The sequence below is a fragment of the Thermovibrio ammonificans HB-1 genome, assembly GCF_000185805.1.
Taxonomy (GTDB): Bacteria; Aquificota; Aquificia; order Desulfurobacteriales; family Desulfurobacteriaceae; genus Thermovibrio; species Thermovibrio ammonificans.
In genome coordinates this window covers 1,030,304-1,045,423 of the sequence record NC_014926.1, presented here as the reverse complement: position 1 = coordinate 1,045,423, position 15,120 = coordinate 1,030,304, and the positions used below count along the sequence as shown (strand labels likewise).

Here is a 15,120-nt window from a genome sequence, read left to right as displayed (position 1 = left end):
TTGCCCTCCTACTTTTCAACGATGCTCTCTTTCACCTTCATTCCGAAGTGCCTTCCCGGCTCTTCTGTGTAAACGAGGACTTCATCGCCCTCTTTCAGCTCTACCACCGATATGGGTGTTCCGTCGGGCCTTGTCAGCCTGATGGTTTCTGCGTTTTGAAGGATTGCCGAAACTTTTTTGCCGTCTTTCGTTTCGGCCTCTATCAGGAGCATCGGCCTCTTTTCCACTTTTGCCCTTCCAACGTAGGCTATTCGGCCTTCTCCCTTGTGGTTGTATATCATCACCTCGTCACCGCTCTCTATTTCGGCAAGGTACTTAGTTTTCCCGCCGGGAACTTTAACGTACATGTGGACCGCTCCTGCGTTAACCCTGAAAGGCCTTGCGGCAACGTAGGGGTTCGACTCTGTTTCGGCGTGAACGAGGAACATCCCGGCAGAGGAGTTCCCTACGAGTGCCCCTTCTCCCCTTGTCATGTTTGAGCAGGTGTCTATGCAGACTCTGTCGCACATGCCTATGGGCTTTACCCTCTTTATCTTGGCGGTTTCGAGCTCTACTTTTTCTCCTGCGAGGGCTATGGCCTCTCCGGCCTCTTTTATCTGGTTTACCTCTTCGGTATCGAGAACAACGCCTTTAACGCCCTTTTCGAGGATTGTTATTGCCGTTTTTGCCTCTTCAGCGTTTCTTACCCATGCGTAAACTTCGTCCCCTTGGGCAAGGAGGTTTTCGAGGGGGATTATCGTCCAGTCGGTTGTTTTGACTATCACTTTTTTGCCCTGTTTGAGGAGCTTCGCCGCCCTCTCTTCGTCCTCTTTACCTTTTATCTCTACTATTACGAACTCCTCTCCCAGTTTGTAGTCGCCGTCGGGGGCTATTGTTTTTACCTTTGCAAGCCTTTTTACCTTTTTACTCTCGGGTTTTTCAAGGAGCAGTGCAGAAACGCCCGACTCAAGCGCCGCGGTTACCACTTTTTTGTTCTCGGGGTTTCTGATGAACACTATCAGCTCTTTCTTCTCCATTGTCTCCTCCTTTAGTAGTTTCTCGGTCCGAAAATGGCGGTTCCCACCCTGACGATTGTTGCCCCCTCTTCCACTGCAACGGGGAAGTCGTGGCTCATTCCCATTGAGAGCTCGGGGAGTTCAACCTTGAACTTTTCTTGAAGCTCGTCTCTCAGCCTGCGGAGCTCGGCAAAGTAGGGCCTGACCTTTTCGGGGTCTTCAAAGTAGGGGGGAACGGTCATGAGCCCTTTTAGTTTAAGGTTGGGAGAGTTTAAAACTTTTTCTGTTAAGCGGGGAAGCTCTTGTGGAAGGCAGCCGTGTTTGCTCTCCTCGGGCGAGAGCTTCACCTCTATGAGAACGGGCATCACCTTCCCCTCGCGGGAGAGGCGTTTTTGAAGCTCCTCAACGAGCCCTTCCCTGTCTACGCTCTCTATGCAGTCAAAGAGCTTCACAGCGTACTTTACCTTGTTGGTCTGGAGGTGGCCTATCATGTGCCACTGCGCTTTCAGGTCTGCCAGTTGGGGAATCTTCTCCCGGGCTTCCTGTACCCTGTTTTCGCCGAACAGCTTAACGCCGGCTTCGTAGGCCTCTTTTATCTCCTGAGGGGTTCTCGTTTTAGAGGCGGCAAGGAGCTTCACTTCCTCCGGCCTTCGGCCGGCCCGTAAGGCGGCCTCCTCTATCTGTTTTAAGACTTTCTCAACGTTTTCCCTAATCCCCATTGCCCTCTACCCTCTCGTAAACCTGGTCTGCGAAGAACCACAGGTCTTCGCTCAGGTTGGACTCCGAGTGGTCTATGAAGTCCCTCCAGTTTTTAAAGCCGTAGAGCCTGTAGAAGTGGTAGCTCGATGCAACAAACCCGCAGTTTTCGTAGCCTCCCGAGCCGTTGAACCTGTAGATGTCTAACTCAACAAACTTGTTCACGCCAAGACCGAAGAGCTCCTGGGTCAGGTTCTTCCAGAATATAAAGTTGGACCTCTTCAGAAAGAGGCGGGTTTTTCTGTCGTCTATGGGTTTTCCTTCTTTGGTGAAGAAGCGGTACTTGAGCTTTACGAAAACGCCCACTCCGTTTGGAGTTTTCACAATTCTGAGGTCTTCGTTCCTTACGGGCAGGGTTTTTACGTAGTAGCCGAGCCTGTCGGCAAGGGGCGAAGAGAACTTGGCGCTGTTGAATATATCTATGATTCGGTTGATTTCCTTCAGGAGAATCTCCCTATCTACCTCCCCTTTCAGCTGGGGAAACTCTATCGAGTTGTAAAACCGACCCTTGAAGAAGAATCTGCCGCTTGAGTCTTGAAGGAGCGCCGTTCCGGAGGGTACATCTCTGTTGCCTTCGGGCCCTTTTAAAGTGGCCTTAAAGTTAACAACCTCTATCGAAAAGGTGTCGGAAAATGGGGTGCAGCTGTTTTTGGGAACCCTGTAGAGCTTCCCCCCGAAGGCCACTTCGTAGTAATCTTCGGTTTCTCCGGCCACAACGCCGGTGGTTCCCTCCTTTACCGTTCCCAGGCTCTCGTTTAGCGTGCAGAGCTTCAATTCTATTGAGCCCGTTTTCAGCAGCTTCGGGAAGGAGAACTCTGTGTAGTCAACGCCGAACCACCCCTTCTCGCTCAGGCCCCAGAAGTTGAAGAGTGAGCTCAGCTCAAGGCTCTGGCCCGACTCCACCGTTTCGGTTAGCTCCCCGTTGGGGTAGCTCCGTAGCGAGAGCTGGTTGGTTAAAACGGTTGCGCTCCCGGCACTTGCAGCGTAGCTCGTTGCTGCGGTTAGGGCCAGTGCCAAAATAGCCTTTCTCATTCCTTCTCCCTTACTACGAACATGAGGGCTTCCGCTTCGGCGACCTTCTCGCCGGAGGTTTTCTCCATAACCGCCTTCGTTACCTTTGTCCTTCCCCGCTCCTTCTCTATCCAGGCTCTAACCTCTACCTCTTCTCCCACCAGAAGCGGCTTGTGGAACCTTACCGTGAGCCTTCCGGTGAGGAACCGCTCGTGGTAGGTCTGCAGGTAGGCCATGGCCTCGTCCAGCAGCAGGGTGATGATTCCGCCGTGGATAACGCCGTCGTAACCTTGGTAGTACTTGGGGAGTGAGAACCTTGCGTAAACGCCGTCGGGCCGCTTCTCAAACTTCAGGTGCATTCCCTTCGGGTTTTCGGGCCCGCAGACGAAACAGTAGTTGTCCCTTCGAAGCTCCCTGCCATCCATAGCAGCACAATTATAAACACTATAATCTGTAGAAAGGAGGGAGAAGATGAAGAACAAGGAGCTCGCTCAGATATTCGAAAAGTGGGCGGATATACTGGAGTTCATGGGAGACAACCCCTACCACGTTAGGGCTTACCGGAACGCGGCCCGGCTCATAAACGACCTCTCAGAGGATATAGAGGTCCTTGCAAGGGAGGGGAAGCTCTCCCAGCTTCCCGGCATAGGCCAGAGGCTCCAAGCGAAAATCCTTGAGTTCCTGAGAACCGGCAAGATTGAAGAGTTCGAGAAGCTCAAGCAGCAGGTTCCCGATACCATCTTCACCCTGCTGGACATTCCCGGGGTTGGTCCGAAAACGGTGAAGCTCCTTTACGAAGAGCTCGGCATAAGGAGCATAGAGGACCTCAAAAGGGCCATAGAAAGGGGAGAGCTCCTGAAGCTCCCCGGCTTCGGCCCGAAACGGGTGGAGAAAATAAAAAAGGGGATAGAGCTCCTTGAAAAGAGCGGCGGTCGGATACTCCTGGGCGTTGCCGTCTTTATAGCCGACAGGATAGTTAACCACCTGAAGGAGCACTCTGCCGTTGAGAGGATATCGGTCTGCGGCTCCACCCGCAGGATGAAGGAGACCGTTGGGGACATAGATATCCTCGCAAGCGGAAAGAACAACCTGGAGATAGTTGAGGCCTTTGTAAACCTGCCCAACGTAAAAGAGGTCCTCTGGAAGGGGCCGAAAAAGGCCACCGTAATAGTCGAAGAAGGGGAGCAGGTAGATTTAAGGGTGATAGAGCCCGACTCCTACGGAGCTGCCCTCCAGTACTTTACCGGCTCTAAGGCCCACAACATTCACCTGAGAACCATATGTCTGAAAATGGGCTACAAGCTCAACGAGTACGGCCTATTCAAGGGGGACAAGAGGATTGCGGGTCGAACCGAGGAGGAGATATACAGCGCCCTCGGAATGGATACCCCCCCTCCCGAGATAAGAGAGGATACCGGCGAGATAGAGGCGGCTCAGGAGCACCGCTTGCCCAAACTCGTCGGCTACAACGAAATCAGGGGAGACCTTCACCTCCACTCTACCTGGAGCGACGGAGCCTCTACCATAGAGGACTACGTTAAGAGGGCCCTTGAGATGGGCTACAGCTACATAGCCATATCCGACCATTCAAAGAGCCTCAGAGTTGCCGGCGGCCTTACCGAAGAGGAGCTTCTGAAGCGCAACTACGAAATAGACAAGCTGAACGAGCGCCTCGGAGGCAAAATTACAGTTCTCAAAGGTGCCGAGGTGGACATCCTCCCCGACGGCTCCTTAGACTACCCCGACGAGATACTTGTACAGCTCGACTTTGTAATTGCCGCCGTTCACTCCCGGTTTAACCAGGATAACACCGAGCGCATTCTGAAGGCAATAAACAACCCCTACGTTAACGCCATAGCCCACCCTACCGGCCGGATAATAGGCCAGAGGGAAGGCTACCCGCTGGATATCGAAAAGGTTATAAAGGCGGCGGCGGAAACGGGAACTGCCCTCGAGGTTAACTCCTACTACAACAGGCTCGACCTTCGGGACGCCCACTGCCGAATGGCGGTTAAGGCGGGAGTAACACTGGTTATCAACACCGACTCCCACCACACGGACCACATGTGGATGATGAAGCTTGGCGTGGGAACTGCCCGAAGGGGTTGGGTTGAGGGCCGCTCCGTTTTAAACACTCGCCCCTTGTCCGAGCTGAAGGCCTTCGTTGCCGCAAAGCGTAAAAAGTTCGGGGTTTTATAGTTGACAGAGGGGGCGTGCGACCCTATTCTTAAAATAGAATTGTAGATTCCTTAAAACTTAATTGAAGGAGGGAGAGATGTTCGGAGGATTTTTCGGAAGGAGAAGGGGATTCGGGTTTGACCCCTTTGAGGATATCTTCAGGCAGATGGAGATGATGATGGCCGAGATGATGCGGGGTTTCGGCAGGGAGTTCCCCGGCTTTGAGATGGGATTTGAGCCCCGCATCGAGATGTACGAGACCCCCGATGAAATTGTTGTAAGGGCCGAGATGCCCGGTCTCGATAAGGACAGCATAGACGTTAAAGTAAGGGGCAACTACCTGATTATAAGGGGCGTTAAGAAGCAGGAGGAGAAAGAGGAGAAGGACAACGTTTTCTTCAGCGAGACCTTCTACGGCGAGTTCCAGAGGGTAATTCCCCTGCCGGTTGAGGTTAAAGAAGACGGCATAGAGGCTTACTACGATAAAGGAATCCTTGAGATTAGGCTTCCCAAGGCCGATGCCGCCCGTAAAGAGGTGAAGATTATCGTTAAAGAGCCCGAGGAGGATAAGGGCAAGAAGGGTAAGGGTAAGGAAGAGAAGTAACCTGATTGAACCTTAAGAGGAGTTTTCTCGGCAGTGTGGCCCGCCGAAGGCGGGCCATATATTTTTTAGGAACAGTTTTCATTAAGTAGGAGGTAGTAGCTGGTTATCATAAATGAGTGTGACCACCTGACCTACCAGAAGGGGGATTTAAAGGTAGCCCTTGTTTACCCGGGTCAGGAGAGGGTTGGGCTTTCGAGCCTTGCCGTTCACAGGGTTTACTCTATTATCAATTCGGTTGAAGGGGTGGCCTGCGACCTCCTCTTTTCGGACTCCGATGTCTCCCTTTTCCTCGGCCTCAACCCTTCCGACTTCGACCTTCTGGCCTTCAGCGTTACTTACGAGAACCACCTGTTTGAGGTTGCAAGGCTTCTTAAGAAGTGGGGAATAGAGCCCTTAAGGGAGCGCCGCTCTAACGCTCCCTTGCTCCTTGGAGGGGGGATAGGGCTCTATTACAACCCCGCTCCTTTCCTTCCGGTTTTCGACGCTATTTACCTGGGGGAGGCCGAAGGGCGGCTTCAAAAGGTTATGGAGGCTTTCAGAGACTCCCCCACATTAGACTCTTTGGGAGCCTTCGACAACGTTGTTGTGAGCGGGGAGTACTCGTTTAAGTACGACGGGCAGGTTGTTGTTGAGATTCAGGGCCCCAAGCGCTCTATTTACAGGTCTGCCGAGTTCGCCTCTACCGAGTGCCACTCCTGCTTCCTCTCGGGTGATGCGGCCTTTAAGGATATGTTCCTGATAGAGCTCAACAGGGGCTGTATAGAGAAGTGCCGCTTCTGCGTTGCAACTTATATGGGCCTTCCCTACCGGGAGAAGAGCGTTGAGGTTCTTGAAAGGGAGATAGCTACGGCCGCAAAGTACGGCGACCGGGTTGGCCTTATAGGGGCCGGCGTAAGCGACTACAGCAAGATGGAGGAGCTCTATAAGCTCCTTAAGAAGTACGGAGTGAAGGCCTCTTTCTCTTCGATTAAGGCCTCTTCGAGCTCCCCCTATCTTTACGAGATTATCAGGGAGTCGGGGCAGAAGACCGTTACCCTTGCGCCGGAGGCCGCCAGCGAGGAGCTCCGTTTCGCCATAAATAAGAAGGTTCCCAACGAGCGCTTCTTTGAGCAGGCCAGCAGGCTCCTTGAGATGGGGGCCGAGAACGTGAAGCTCTACTTCCTTGTAGGCCTCCCTACGGAAACGGAGGAGGACGTTAAGGCCATAGTTGAGATGGCAAAGGAGTTCAGGGAGCTTGCCCTTCCCTACTGGAGGGAGCGGGGAGTGAAGGGGGAGATACACCTTTCGGTAAATCCGGTTATAGCAAAGCCGTTTACGCCGTTTCAGTGGTACGGTTTAAACCCGAAGTCGGTTGTGGAGAGGAAGTTGAAGCTCCTTGCGAAGCTTTCCCGCAAAGTTCCCGGCGTGAGACTCACCCACGAGAAGGTGAAGGATGCCGTTTTACAGGCAATCGTTTCCCGGGCAGATGCAAGGGTTGGTGAGGCCGCCGTTAGGAGCGTTGTTGAGGGAGTAAACTTCAGGAGGGCCCTAAAGGAGGCGGGACTACCCTTTGAGGAGCTCTACACCAGGGAGAGGGAAAGGGATGAACTCTTCCCCTGGGAGCTGGTTGAGAGCGGAATCAGGAGGGACTACCTCTGGAGGGAGTACCGGCTCACCTACGAGAGGCGCTCTTCTCCGGCCTGCTTTCCCGGCTGTAGGGCCTGCGGCCTGTGCAGCGACGAGCTTCAGATGGTTGCCCCGGCCGAAGCCGTCGGCAGGTAGTCCGGTGGCAATTTTGCAACGGGGTTGTGCCTGCTCTGCTCCTATTGAAAGTTTTTTGCGAATATAATGGGAGTTGCAAAACCGTGCTGGAGAGTTAGATGCAGGTATACCAGAGGACTCTGGAGAGGGAAGTCGCTTTCAGCGGTATCGGGCTTCACACTGGGAAAAAGGTGAACGTTAGGCTTGTTCCTGCACCTCCCGATACCGGCATTGTTTTTGTTAGGGTCGACCTTCCCGGCTCTCCGTCGGTGAAGGCAGCTCCCGAGGCCTTGAGCCGCCTTTTTTACGCCACCAACCTCTCCAGCAACGGCGTTAGCGTTCAAACCGTTGAGCACCTTATGGCTGCACTTTCCGCCTTCGGTATAGATAACCTCTTTGTCTACCTCGACTCTGAGGAGCTTCCCATCCTCGACGGCAGCTCTGCCCCCTACATCCTCCTCTTTGAGGAGAGCGGAGTTAAGGAGCAGAACCGTAAGCGCCGTTACGCCAGGCTTAAAAGGCCCGTTTCCGTTTCCCACGAAGACAAGAGAATAGAGGCCGAGCCGGCCGATACCCTGGTAATAGACAACACCATTTCCTTTAACCACACCTACAAGAAGGTTCGCTTCCAACGTATGGTTTACACCCACTCCCTTGAGAGCTTCAAGGAGATTGCCAAGGCCCGGACTTTCTGCTTCTACCAGGAGGTAGAGGCCCTGAGGGCCGCCGGCCTTGCAAAGGGGGGAAGCCTTGAGAACGCCGTGGTTATAGACGATTACGGCATTCTCAACGAGGGCGGCCTCAGGATGGAGAACGAGTTCGTAGCCCACAAGACCCTCGACCTTATAGGAGACCTTTACGTTCTCGGTTACCCGCTCCTTGCGAAAATTACCGCCTACAAAACCGGTCACGCTCTGAACGCCGCTCTCGTTAAGAGGATTCACGCCGAAGGCCTCTACGAGCTTGTTGAGTTTGAAGAGAAGGGCGGCCAGCTGAGACAGATTCCGGTCCTCGGTAATGAACAGGCTCTCCCGGATTATTAAGGAGAACCACTTTGTAGTTGCCCTGGTTCTTCTCTTCTCTCTTATGGTTGCTCTAACGCCTTTTTTCTACTTTAACATTCTGCCCAACAGGTATCTGGGGATGCTTGCCCTTCGGTGTCTGGTTCTGGACTCCCTCTCTGCTGCCCTCTTCCTGCTCCTTGAGGGGGGAAGGTTTAGGAGGCTGGCCCTTGTCGGTTTTTTCGGGGCCTTAACGGCCCTGCTCTACTTGGGGGTGAAGCTCTTCTTCCTTCTGTTTCCCTGCCTTGCCGCAACCATAACAACTGTTGTTATGGTTGCCCTTGTGGCCTTTTCCCTTATAGAGGTTAACTACAGGGATTAGAAGAAGCTCTCTGCCACGGTCCTTACAAAGTTCCGCTCCCCTTCGGATATCTTTTTATCCCTGATGTAGGTGAGCATCAGCGGAGGGAAGAACTCTAACTTCGTCCCCTTCAGGCGCTTTTTGTGGGAGTAGCAGAAAAAGAGCAGGTTCATCTTCGTATCGAAGGGTAGAAGCCAGTTGAATGCTACCCTTTCGAGCTCTTTTACCACCTTCGGGAAGAGCCTTTCCGGTGGTTTCATTTTCGACAGGGCCGCTATGGAGTAGTTGAGGTAGGCCACCTCCAGCTTCGTTTGGAAGGAGGTCCTCTTCATTATGTTAATCAGCTCGTAAGTGAAACTCTCGAGCTCTTTTCCCGAAGCGGTTTTGGAGAGGTTCTCGATGATTTTGAGCCCCTGCCACTCCCTTTTTCTGAAGGCCAGCCTCAGAGCTTCTACCGAGCTCTCTGTAGGTTCGGGGGCTTCAAAGTAGCTCCTCGGAACCCTGTTGGGAAGGACAACGTTTGAGATTGTTGCCCTGAAGGAGCCGTTTTTTACCTCCATCTCGGTAAGCTCCGGCCCGGCCAGGGTCGATACGGGCAGCGGGAATATCCTCTGAAGCGCCTGAACGAAGGGCCACGTGAGCCTGCCTATTACCGTTATCTGGGAAGGGCGAAACTCCTCTTTGAACTGCTCATGAAACCTGTAGAGGGAGTAAACGAGGGCCGAGGAGAAGTCGAAGGGCCGCTCTATCCAGTCTCCGAACTGGCTCTCGCCTGTTAGCGGAGTTAGGGCCAGCTCCGCCTCTTCCGGTGCAACTTTGCGGCTGTAGTTGAACTCGGGAATCTCAACTCTGTTGCTCCTGCCGAAAAGCACCCTTGCCCCCTCTCCCCTGCACCTGTCCAGCACTTCGCCCCTTAAACCCTCTTTCCGCAGTTTTGCGTTTGAGGCCCCCGATTCCGATATGAACCTGTTGAAGAGGTAGTTGCCGAAGAGGTCTACAAGGTGGAACTCCCCTATCGGCACCATCAGGAGGAGCTGTCCGCCCAAAGAGACCGAGCTTTTGGTGTAGCCTACGTTTACAACTAAGGAGTCCGGAGGGAAGAGGTTGAAGTCGTAGAAGATTTTGACCTTTCTGCCGAATGTGTTTTTCAGAAGCTCCCTTATCAGGAACGTGGGTTTCCCGTACAGGTAGCCCGGTAGGACGAGCTCCGTTAAGTCTGTAGGCTCCAGTGAGAAGAGGGCGAACTCCAAGAGGTCTATACCGTCGTAAACAACGTCTCCTATGAAGAGGTATCGGGGCTTTTCAAGGCCGTCCAGCAGCGCTAAGAGCTTCTTTTTAACCTCCACCGGCACCGAGCTGTAGTCTACCCCCACTTCGTTCAGGAAGAGGTTCTTCAGCCTGAACTCTTCCCCTCTAAACGACGAATCCGGGTATCCCAGGTAGGCCCTCAAAACTTCACCACCTCCCTGTTGAAGGCGAATTCCGACTGACCGGTGTGGAGCGGGAAGCCGTGGACAAAGGCGAGCTTCTTAGGAGAGAGCTCCTCCGTTAGCCTTTTGAGCTCCTCCTGCCCGGAGTGGGCCGAGAAGTGGTGGCGCTCCAGCCGGCAGCGAAAGGCCCTGAGGAGCTCCCTATCTTTCAGCAGTCGGTAGCCGAAGCTCTCTTCCACCATGTAGCCGCTGAAGAGTATGGCGCTCTTTGGGTCCTGAGCCAGTAAAGAGGCGTAAACGTAAGAGGGGGTGCCCTCCATAAGCATGCCCGACGTTGAAACTATGCAGTCTGCACTTTTAAGGTTCTGCTTGCAGGCCTCCTTAAACGGGACCCCCGCGTAGCCCGGAGAGGGCTGCACGTAGTAGTTGAAGAACGACCTCCCGAGGAAGGAGCCGTATATTGTGGAGACCTCTTTTGCCAGGCCGTCCACTAAAACTCTCACCGGCGGAATTCTGCCGCTTCTCATCCCCTCGGTGAGCAGGAGCAGTATCTCTTGGGCCCTACCCAGGGCAAACACCGGTATGAGAACCTTCCCTCCGCCCTCTACGGTTCGCCTTACTGCGGTGTAGAACTCCTCTTCCTGCTCTTCGCGGCTCTTCCTCTTGGGGGTGTGGAGGTAGGTGGACTCGCTGACCAGGAGCGAAGGGTTGGGCTCGGGGAGCTCTGCGGCTCCCACCGTTCTCTGTTCGAAGAGGGAGATGTCTCCGGTGTGGTAAACCGACTCCCCTTCCCCGTAGCGGATAACCACAGATGCCGCTCCGAGGATGTGGCCTGCGGGGAAGAGCTCTATCTCTACGTCTTTAACCGTTATTTTGTCGTGAAACTCCCGCCTCTCGAGCCTGGAGAGGGCCTTGTCGAGGAGAGAGTACTCCCTCCACTCTTCCTGGGATTCCCCGCCTATGTACCTTACTTTTATTGCGTCTTCGACCATAAGCGAAAGGAGCTGGGCCGTTTCAAAGGTTGCGTATATGGGGGTGTCCGGGTAGAGCTCCGAGAGCAGGTGAACCGCTCCGCAGTGGTCTACGTGGGCGTGGGTTACCACTATTGCGTCGAGCTTCGGGGCAAGGGCCTTCAAAAGGTCGAAGTCGGGGTAGGGGTTCTCCTTTGAGAACCTGATGCCCGCATCTACAACTATGTTAACGCCGTTTACGCTGTAAAAGTAGCAGCTTGCCCCTATCTCGTTTCCGCCGCCTATGGGTATAAAGAAGTTCTTCATGGCAGGGAGAATTTATCATCTGCCGTATAGGCCTACAAGTTCGTCCTGGTCTATCACTTTGCCCTCAAGGGCCCTTAAGAACTCCTGCCTGTCTGCTCCGGCAGGCAGCCCCAGGGTCGGAACCGACAGGGCGAAAACTACGAAGAAGTACCTGTGGGGTCTACCCGGCGGCGGGCAGGGACCTCCGTAGCCTATCCGGCCGAAGTCGTTTACCCCCTGTTTTATTCCGTACTCCAGCTCGGGGGCCGGAGGGAGGTCTTCCGGTAGGCCTTCAAATTCTGCCGGTATGTCGTAGACTATCCAGTGGGTAAAGAGCCCTCCGGGGGCGTCGGGGTCGTCTACCAGCAGGGCGAAGCTCTCCGCCTCCGAAGGGGGGTCGAGGAACAGCAGCGGCGGAGAGATGTTTTCGCCGTCGCAGGTGTATTTAATCGGTATGTACTCACCGTTTCCGAAAGCCGGGCTGAAAAGCCTCATCTTCTCACTCTCCCGATAGGGTTTTAAACCATTTTAAAACACAAAATCTACCGGCCTGCCGCACTCGGGACACCTGCCGTCGGGGGTAAATAGGACCTCTACCGAGTAGCCCGCCCTCTTTACAAGGAGCGCTCCACACTGCGGACAGTAGGTAGACTCCCTTTCGGGCTCTATAACGTTCCCGACGTAAACGTACCAGAGGAACTCTCTTGTGACGTCGTAGGCAAGGTCTATCACCTCTACCGGTGTGGGGGGCGTGTTTAGGAGCTTGTAGGCCGGGAAGAAGCGGGAGTAGTGAATCGGAGTGTCTTTACCGAGGTTTTCGGCTATCCACCTGCCGAAGCGTTCGAAGTACTCCGGCGTGAAGTTGTCGAACCCCGGCACTATCAGTTTTGTCAGCTCCAAGTGTTTACCGGCCTTTTTTACCTCCTCGCACACCTGCCACACGTTGGGGTTCGGGAAGGAGGAGAACTTAAGGTAGTATTCCCTGTCCATGCCTTTGAGGTCTACGTTGAAGGCGTCTATCAGGGGCAGGAGCTCCCTGAGGGCCTCGATTGAGATGTTTCCGTTTGTTACGAGCACGTTCTTCAGGCCGGCCTCTTTCACTTTTTCGGCCGCGTCTTTTACGAACTCAAACCAGATTATCGGGTCGTTGTAGGTGTAGGCAACCCCTATTGAGCCGTACCTGGAGGCAAGCTCGGGCAGGGCGTTTGGCGGCAAAACTTGCCTTAGGTGGGGTGTGTCCTGTCGGGAAATCTCCCAGTTCTGGCACGACTTACAATCCAGGTTGCAGCCGTTTGTTCCTATCGAGAAGATAACGGCGCCCGGGTAGAAGTGGTAGAGGGGCTTTTTCTCTACGGGGTCGTAGTTGGCAGAGGTTATCTCGCCGTAAACGGTTGTTACCAGCTTACCGCCGGCGTTGCGCCTTACTAAACAGAACCCTCTGCCCCCTTCGGGTATTACACAGTTTCTGGGACATAAGGTGCACTTTACTTTTCCGCCTTCTAACTTCTCCCAGTATCGGGCCTCTACGGTGGGCATCTCTCCCTCCTTATCTGTTTGGACTTTACCCCTCTGGAACTCAATTTAAGTTAGAAAACTTTAAAGTTCAAAGAGTAGTAAAATTGCTTACCAAACTCAGTTAAGCTGAAGGGGAGTACGATGGGGGAAAATAACCCGCTTTTTGAGATTCCGGCTTACCTGATTGTTAAGGGAGAGAAGTTAAAAGTTAAGAAGTGGGGAGTTAAGGGGCTTTTGCTTGAGGCTCCGCTGGAGGGGGAGGTAGAGGCCGACCTTCTCGTGCCGTTTGATAACTACTACGAGGTGGTTATTCCCGATTTGAAGCTCCGGTGTACGAAGACGGAGGAGGGAACGTACTGTGAGTTTACAGACCTTGACAAGGAGCAGGACTGGATAGTGAAGTTCATCGTTAGGGAGTACCTGTGGCGTCGGATAGTTGCCATTCCCAGCGAGTTTATGAACTACACTCAGGACGAGGCCGTTAGGGAGGAGCTTCTGGCCTACACAAAGGGCGCCCAGTTTAAGAAGAAGCTCAAGTTCCTCTTGATAGGCTTAGGGGTTGTGGCGGCTGCCGTGATACTCTTTTTCTCCCCAAAAGTTATAAACGGTCTTATGAAAAGCGGCAACACCCTTTCTGTTACTTACACCGATACGGGTAAAAAATCCCGAGAGCAGAGCCCGTCGCAGACTGAAGAGGCCCCGGCTGAAAGGGAATCTGCCGGTAAAACTGCCAAAACCGTCCCGGAGCCGCCTCGGAGCTCCGTTAAGGAAGAGCCGGTTTCAAAGGAGGAGACCGTTCGAAAAGGGGGCTCGGAGGGAACTGAGAGGAAAGTCGAGGCCAAAGAGGCGGTGCAGGAAGAGCCCACACCCATTATTCTGCCTCCCAAGTATAAGCTCTCTCAAGGAGAGAAAGTTGCGGCCGGCCGCCGGCCCGAAAACGCTTCTGTTCAGAGGAAAGAAGCCTCTCAGGCGGGGCTCCAGGGAGCTTCTCTCTCTACCGAAAGGGACTACTACTGCGTTCAGGTTGCCTCTGGAACCAACCTCAGGGCCCTTGAGAGGAAGGCCGAGAAGCTTCAAAAAGCCGGTCTTCCCTACGTAAGGGTAGAGAAGATAGGGCACCTCTACACCTTGAGGGTGGGCTTTGAGGAGCACTTTAAGGATGCCGAAAGGCTTAAAAGGCGTGTAAACAGAGTTGTAAGGGGAGGTTTCGTTAGGGACTGCGCCTACAGGCCTCAGCGCTGGGTCTTTCCCAAGGAGAGCAGGTAGTTTTTGAGCCTCTCCTTGGCTTCTTCGTAGTTTGAGGCCTCTATTACCGAGTCCGTTTCGGGAATGGAGCGGCTGTAGAGCTTATCGTAGTAGTTAACCATGAGCTCTTTCACGGCCTCGGGGTAGTTCCTCTCCTGTATGAGCTTTGCAATCTCCCTGTACTTTTCGTTTCCCAGTATTTTCTCTATTCTCTTCAGGGCTTTGAGGTAGACCTCCGGCTGGAACCGGTTTACCATGTAGTCTTCCATGGAGATTTTGACCCGCTCCTGGAGGGGAAGGGTGATTAAAAGTTTGTGCCCGCGCTCCATGGCCTTCCAGAAGGGGTCGGGCAGGTGGAGGTTCCCTATCTTCTTGCTCTCTCCCTCAACTACTACGAACGGGGCGTTCTTGAGCCTTTCGAGTTCCTGCCAAAGTAGGGCGTCGAACATTTTCTGTGTGGGCTGTTTGAGTCCGATTCCCCCGAATACCGAGCCCCTGTGGCCGGCAAGGCCTTCGAGGTCTATAATCGGGAGGCCTTCGGCTTGAAGCTCCCTGAGCATACGGGTTTTACCCACTCCCGTAGGCCCGTAAACAACAACCAGGTTGAGCTCTTTCGATATCTCCTCTATTCTCCTGAGGATGTACTGCCTGAAGGCCCTGTAGCCCCCCTGCAGCCTGAAGACGAACACCCCCGTTAGGTTGCATATGGTTGCAACGGCAAGGCTCCTCAGGCCTCCCCTCCAGCAGTAAACGGCCGTTGCCCCTTCTTTCTCCTTTATCTCCTTAATGGAGCGGACTATTCTGTGGAGCTTCGGCCCCACAAGCTCTAAGGCGTAGAGCCTTGCGGCCTTTTCCCCTTTTTCGTAGTAGACCTTTGATACCTTCTCCTTCTCCTCTTTTGTGAAGAGGGGAACGTTGTAGGCTCCCGGTATCCTGAACTGTTCAAACTCCTCCCTTGTTCTAACGTCTACAAGGGCAACTTTCCGTTTAAGGGCCTCTTCAACGGTTATCTCTTTTACGAGCTCCAT

Annotated in this window: 15 protein-coding genes; 6 read left to right on the top strand and 9 right to left on the bottom strand. The window is 53.7% G+C overall.

From position 1 onward, the window contains the following. Positions 1-8: 8 nt before the first annotated feature. Genes THEAM_RS05355 through THEAM_RS05340 form a run of 4 tightly spaced genes read right to left on the bottom strand, consistent with a single transcriptional unit; the run spans position 9 to position 3,187 of the window. Positions 9-1,016, bottom strand: coding sequence for a 3-dehydroquinate synthase II (locus tag THEAM_RS05355; protein ID WP_013537820.1), 1,008 nt, complete (start codon positions 1,014-1,016; stop codon positions 9-11). 11 nt (positions 1,017-1,027) lie between these two features. Beyond that, positions 1,028-1,714 (bottom strand): YggS family pyridoxal phosphate-dependent enzyme, encoded by a 687-nt coding sequence (locus THEAM_RS05350; protein ID WP_013537819.1) that lies wholly within the window; start codon positions 1,712-1,714, stop codon positions 1,028-1,030. Continuing rightward, positions 1,704-2,783 carry a hypothetical protein gene (locus THEAM_RS05345; protein WP_013537818.1) on the bottom strand — a complete coding sequence of 360 codons (1,080 nt, stop codon included), beginning with the start codon at positions 2,781-2,783 and terminating at the stop codon, positions 1,704-1,706. The genes THEAM_RS05350 and THEAM_RS05345 overlap by 11 nt, the downstream gene beginning before the upstream one ends. Beyond that, positions 2,780-3,187: a PaaI family thioesterase gene (locus tag THEAM_RS05340; protein ID WP_013537817.1), complete on the bottom strand. Its 408-nt coding sequence runs from the start codon at positions 3,185-3,187 to the stop codon at positions 2,780-2,782. The genes THEAM_RS05345 and THEAM_RS05340 overlap by 4 nt, the downstream gene beginning before the upstream one ends. A 46-nt stretch (positions 3,188-3,233) precedes the next feature. Here THEAM_RS05340 and polX point away from each other — a divergent pair, with 46 nt between their 5' ends. The 5 genes from polX to THEAM_RS05315 all read left to right on the top strand — a co-directional run bounded on the left by polX (position 3,234) and on the right by THEAM_RS05315 (position 8,667). Then, the gene (polX, locus tag THEAM_RS05335; RefSeq protein WP_013537816.1) at positions 3,234-4,961 is read left to right on the top strand and encodes a DNA polymerase/3'-5' exonuclease PolX; all 1,728 of its coding nucleotides are present in this window, start codon (positions 3,234-3,236) and stop codon (positions 4,959-4,961) included. Between the two features lie 76 nt (positions 4,962-5,037). After that, positions 5,038-5,544: an Hsp20/alpha crystallin family protein gene (locus tag THEAM_RS05330; protein ID WP_013537815.1), complete on the top strand. Its 507-nt coding sequence runs from the start codon at positions 5,038-5,040 to the stop codon at positions 5,542-5,544. Between the two features lie 243 nt (positions 5,545-5,787). After that, a complete protein-coding gene (locus THEAM_RS05325) occupies positions 5,788-7,305 on the top strand; it encodes a radical SAM protein (RefSeq protein WP_013537814.1) in 1,518 nt (505 codons plus the stop codon). 98 nt (positions 7,306-7,403) lie between these two features. Next, positions 7,404-8,327 (top strand): UDP-3-O-acyl-N-acetylglucosamine deacetylase, encoded by a 924-nt coding sequence (gene lpxC / locus THEAM_RS05320; RefSeq protein ID WP_013537813.1) that lies wholly within the window; start codon positions 7,404-7,406, stop codon positions 8,325-8,327. Then, on the top strand, positions 8,302-8,667 hold the full coding sequence (locus THEAM_RS05315; protein WP_013537812.1) for a hypothetical protein: 366 nt from the start codon (positions 8,302-8,304) through the stop codon (positions 8,665-8,667). Before lpxC ends, THEAM_RS05315 begins: the two co-directional genes overlap by 26 nt. Here THEAM_RS05315 and THEAM_RS05310 read toward each other — a convergent pair. Genes THEAM_RS05310 through amrS form a run of 4 tightly spaced genes read right to left on the bottom strand, consistent with a single transcriptional unit; the run spans position 8,664 to position 12,868 of the window. Then, positions 8,664-10,097 carry a hypothetical protein gene (locus tag THEAM_RS05310; RefSeq protein ID WP_013537811.1) on the bottom strand — a complete coding sequence of 478 codons (1,434 nt, stop codon included), beginning with the start codon at positions 10,095-10,097 and terminating at the stop codon, positions 8,664-8,666. The two genes, THEAM_RS05315 and THEAM_RS05310, sit on opposite strands and share 4 nt — an antisense overlap. Continuing rightward, positions 10,094-11,353 (bottom strand): MBL fold metallo-hydrolase, encoded by a 1,260-nt coding sequence (locus tag THEAM_RS05305; RefSeq protein ID WP_013537810.1) that lies wholly within the window; start codon positions 11,351-11,353, stop codon positions 10,094-10,096. The genes THEAM_RS05310 and THEAM_RS05305 overlap by 4 nt, the downstream gene beginning before the upstream one ends. Positions 11,354-11,368: 15 nt before the next feature. Beyond that, the gene (locus THEAM_RS05300) at positions 11,369-11,827 is read right to left on the bottom strand and encodes a YbhB/YbcL family Raf kinase inhibitor-like protein (RefSeq protein WP_013537809.1); all 459 of its coding nucleotides are present in this window, start codon (positions 11,825-11,827) and stop codon (positions 11,369-11,371) included. A 33-nt stretch (positions 11,828-11,860) separates the two neighbouring features. Beyond that, on the bottom strand, positions 11,861-12,868 hold the full coding sequence (gene amrS, locus THEAM_RS05295; RefSeq protein ID WP_013537808.1) for an AmmeMemoRadiSam system radical SAM enzyme: 1,008 nt from the start codon (positions 12,866-12,868) through the stop codon (positions 11,861-11,863). 120 nt (positions 12,869-12,988) lie between these two features. Between amrS and THEAM_RS05290 the strand changes: the two genes are divergently transcribed. Further along, positions 12,989-14,113, top strand: coding sequence for an SPOR domain-containing protein (locus THEAM_RS05290; protein ID WP_013537807.1), 1,125 nt, complete (start codon positions 12,989-12,991; stop codon positions 14,111-14,113). On the opposite strand, the gene mnmH is transcribed toward THEAM_RS05290, so the two are convergent. After that, positions 14,080-15,120, bottom strand: a complete 1,041-nt coding sequence (gene mnmH, locus THEAM_RS05285; protein WP_013537806.1) for a tRNA 2-selenouridine(34) synthase MnmH — start codon at positions 15,118-15,120, stop codon at positions 14,080-14,082. The two genes, THEAM_RS05290 and mnmH, sit on opposite strands and share 34 nt — an antisense overlap.

Bases quoted from the DNA above. Each gene is read 5' to 3' on its own strand.
- THEAM_RS05300 (WP_013537809.1), bottom strand. From the start codon at position 11,827: ATGAGGCTTTTCAGCCCGGCTTTCGGAAACGGTGAGTACATACCGATT.
- THEAM_RS05330 (WP_013537815.1), top strand. From the start codon at position 5,038: ATGTTCGGAGGATTTTTCGGAAGGAGAAGGGGATTCGGGTTTGACCCC.
- THEAM_RS05355 (WP_013537820.1), bottom strand. From the start codon at position 1,016: ATGGAGAAGAAAGAGCTGATAGTGTTCATCAGAAACCCCGAGAACAAA.
- mnmH (WP_013537806.1), bottom strand. From the start codon at position 15,120: ATGGAGCTCGTAAAAGAGATAACCGTTGAAGAGGCCCTTAAACGGAAA.
- THEAM_RS05305 (WP_013537810.1), bottom strand. From the start codon at position 11,353: ATGAAGAACTTCTTTATACCCATAGGCGGCGGAAACGAGATAGGGGCA.
- amrS (WP_013537808.1), bottom strand. From the start codon at position 12,868: ATGCCCACCGTAGAGGCCCGATACTGGGAGAAGTTAGAAGGCGGAAAA.
- THEAM_RS05290 (WP_013537807.1), top strand. From the start codon at position 12,989: ATGGGGGAAAATAACCCGCTTTTTGAGATTCCGGCTTACCTGATTGTT.
- THEAM_RS05350 (WP_013537819.1), bottom strand. From the start codon at position 1,714: ATGGGGATTAGGGAAAACGTTGAGAAAGTCTTAAAACAGATAGAGGAG.
- lpxC (WP_013537813.1), top strand. From the start codon at position 7,404: ATGCAGGTATACCAGAGGACTCTGGAGAGGGAAGTCGCTTTCAGCGGT.
- polX (WP_013537816.1), top strand. From the start codon at position 3,234: ATGAAGAACAAGGAGCTCGCTCAGATATTCGAAAAGTGGGCGGATATA.
- THEAM_RS05345 (WP_013537818.1), bottom strand. From the start codon at position 2,783: ATGAGAAAGGCTATTTTGGCACTGGCCCTAACCGCAGCAACGAGCTAC.
- THEAM_RS05315 (WP_013537812.1), top strand. From the start codon at position 8,302: ATGAACAGGCTCTCCCGGATTATTAAGGAGAACCACTTTGTAGTTGCC.
- THEAM_RS05340 (WP_013537817.1), bottom strand. From the start codon at position 3,187: ATGGATGGCAGGGAGCTTCGAAGGGACAACTACTGTTTCGTCTGCGGG.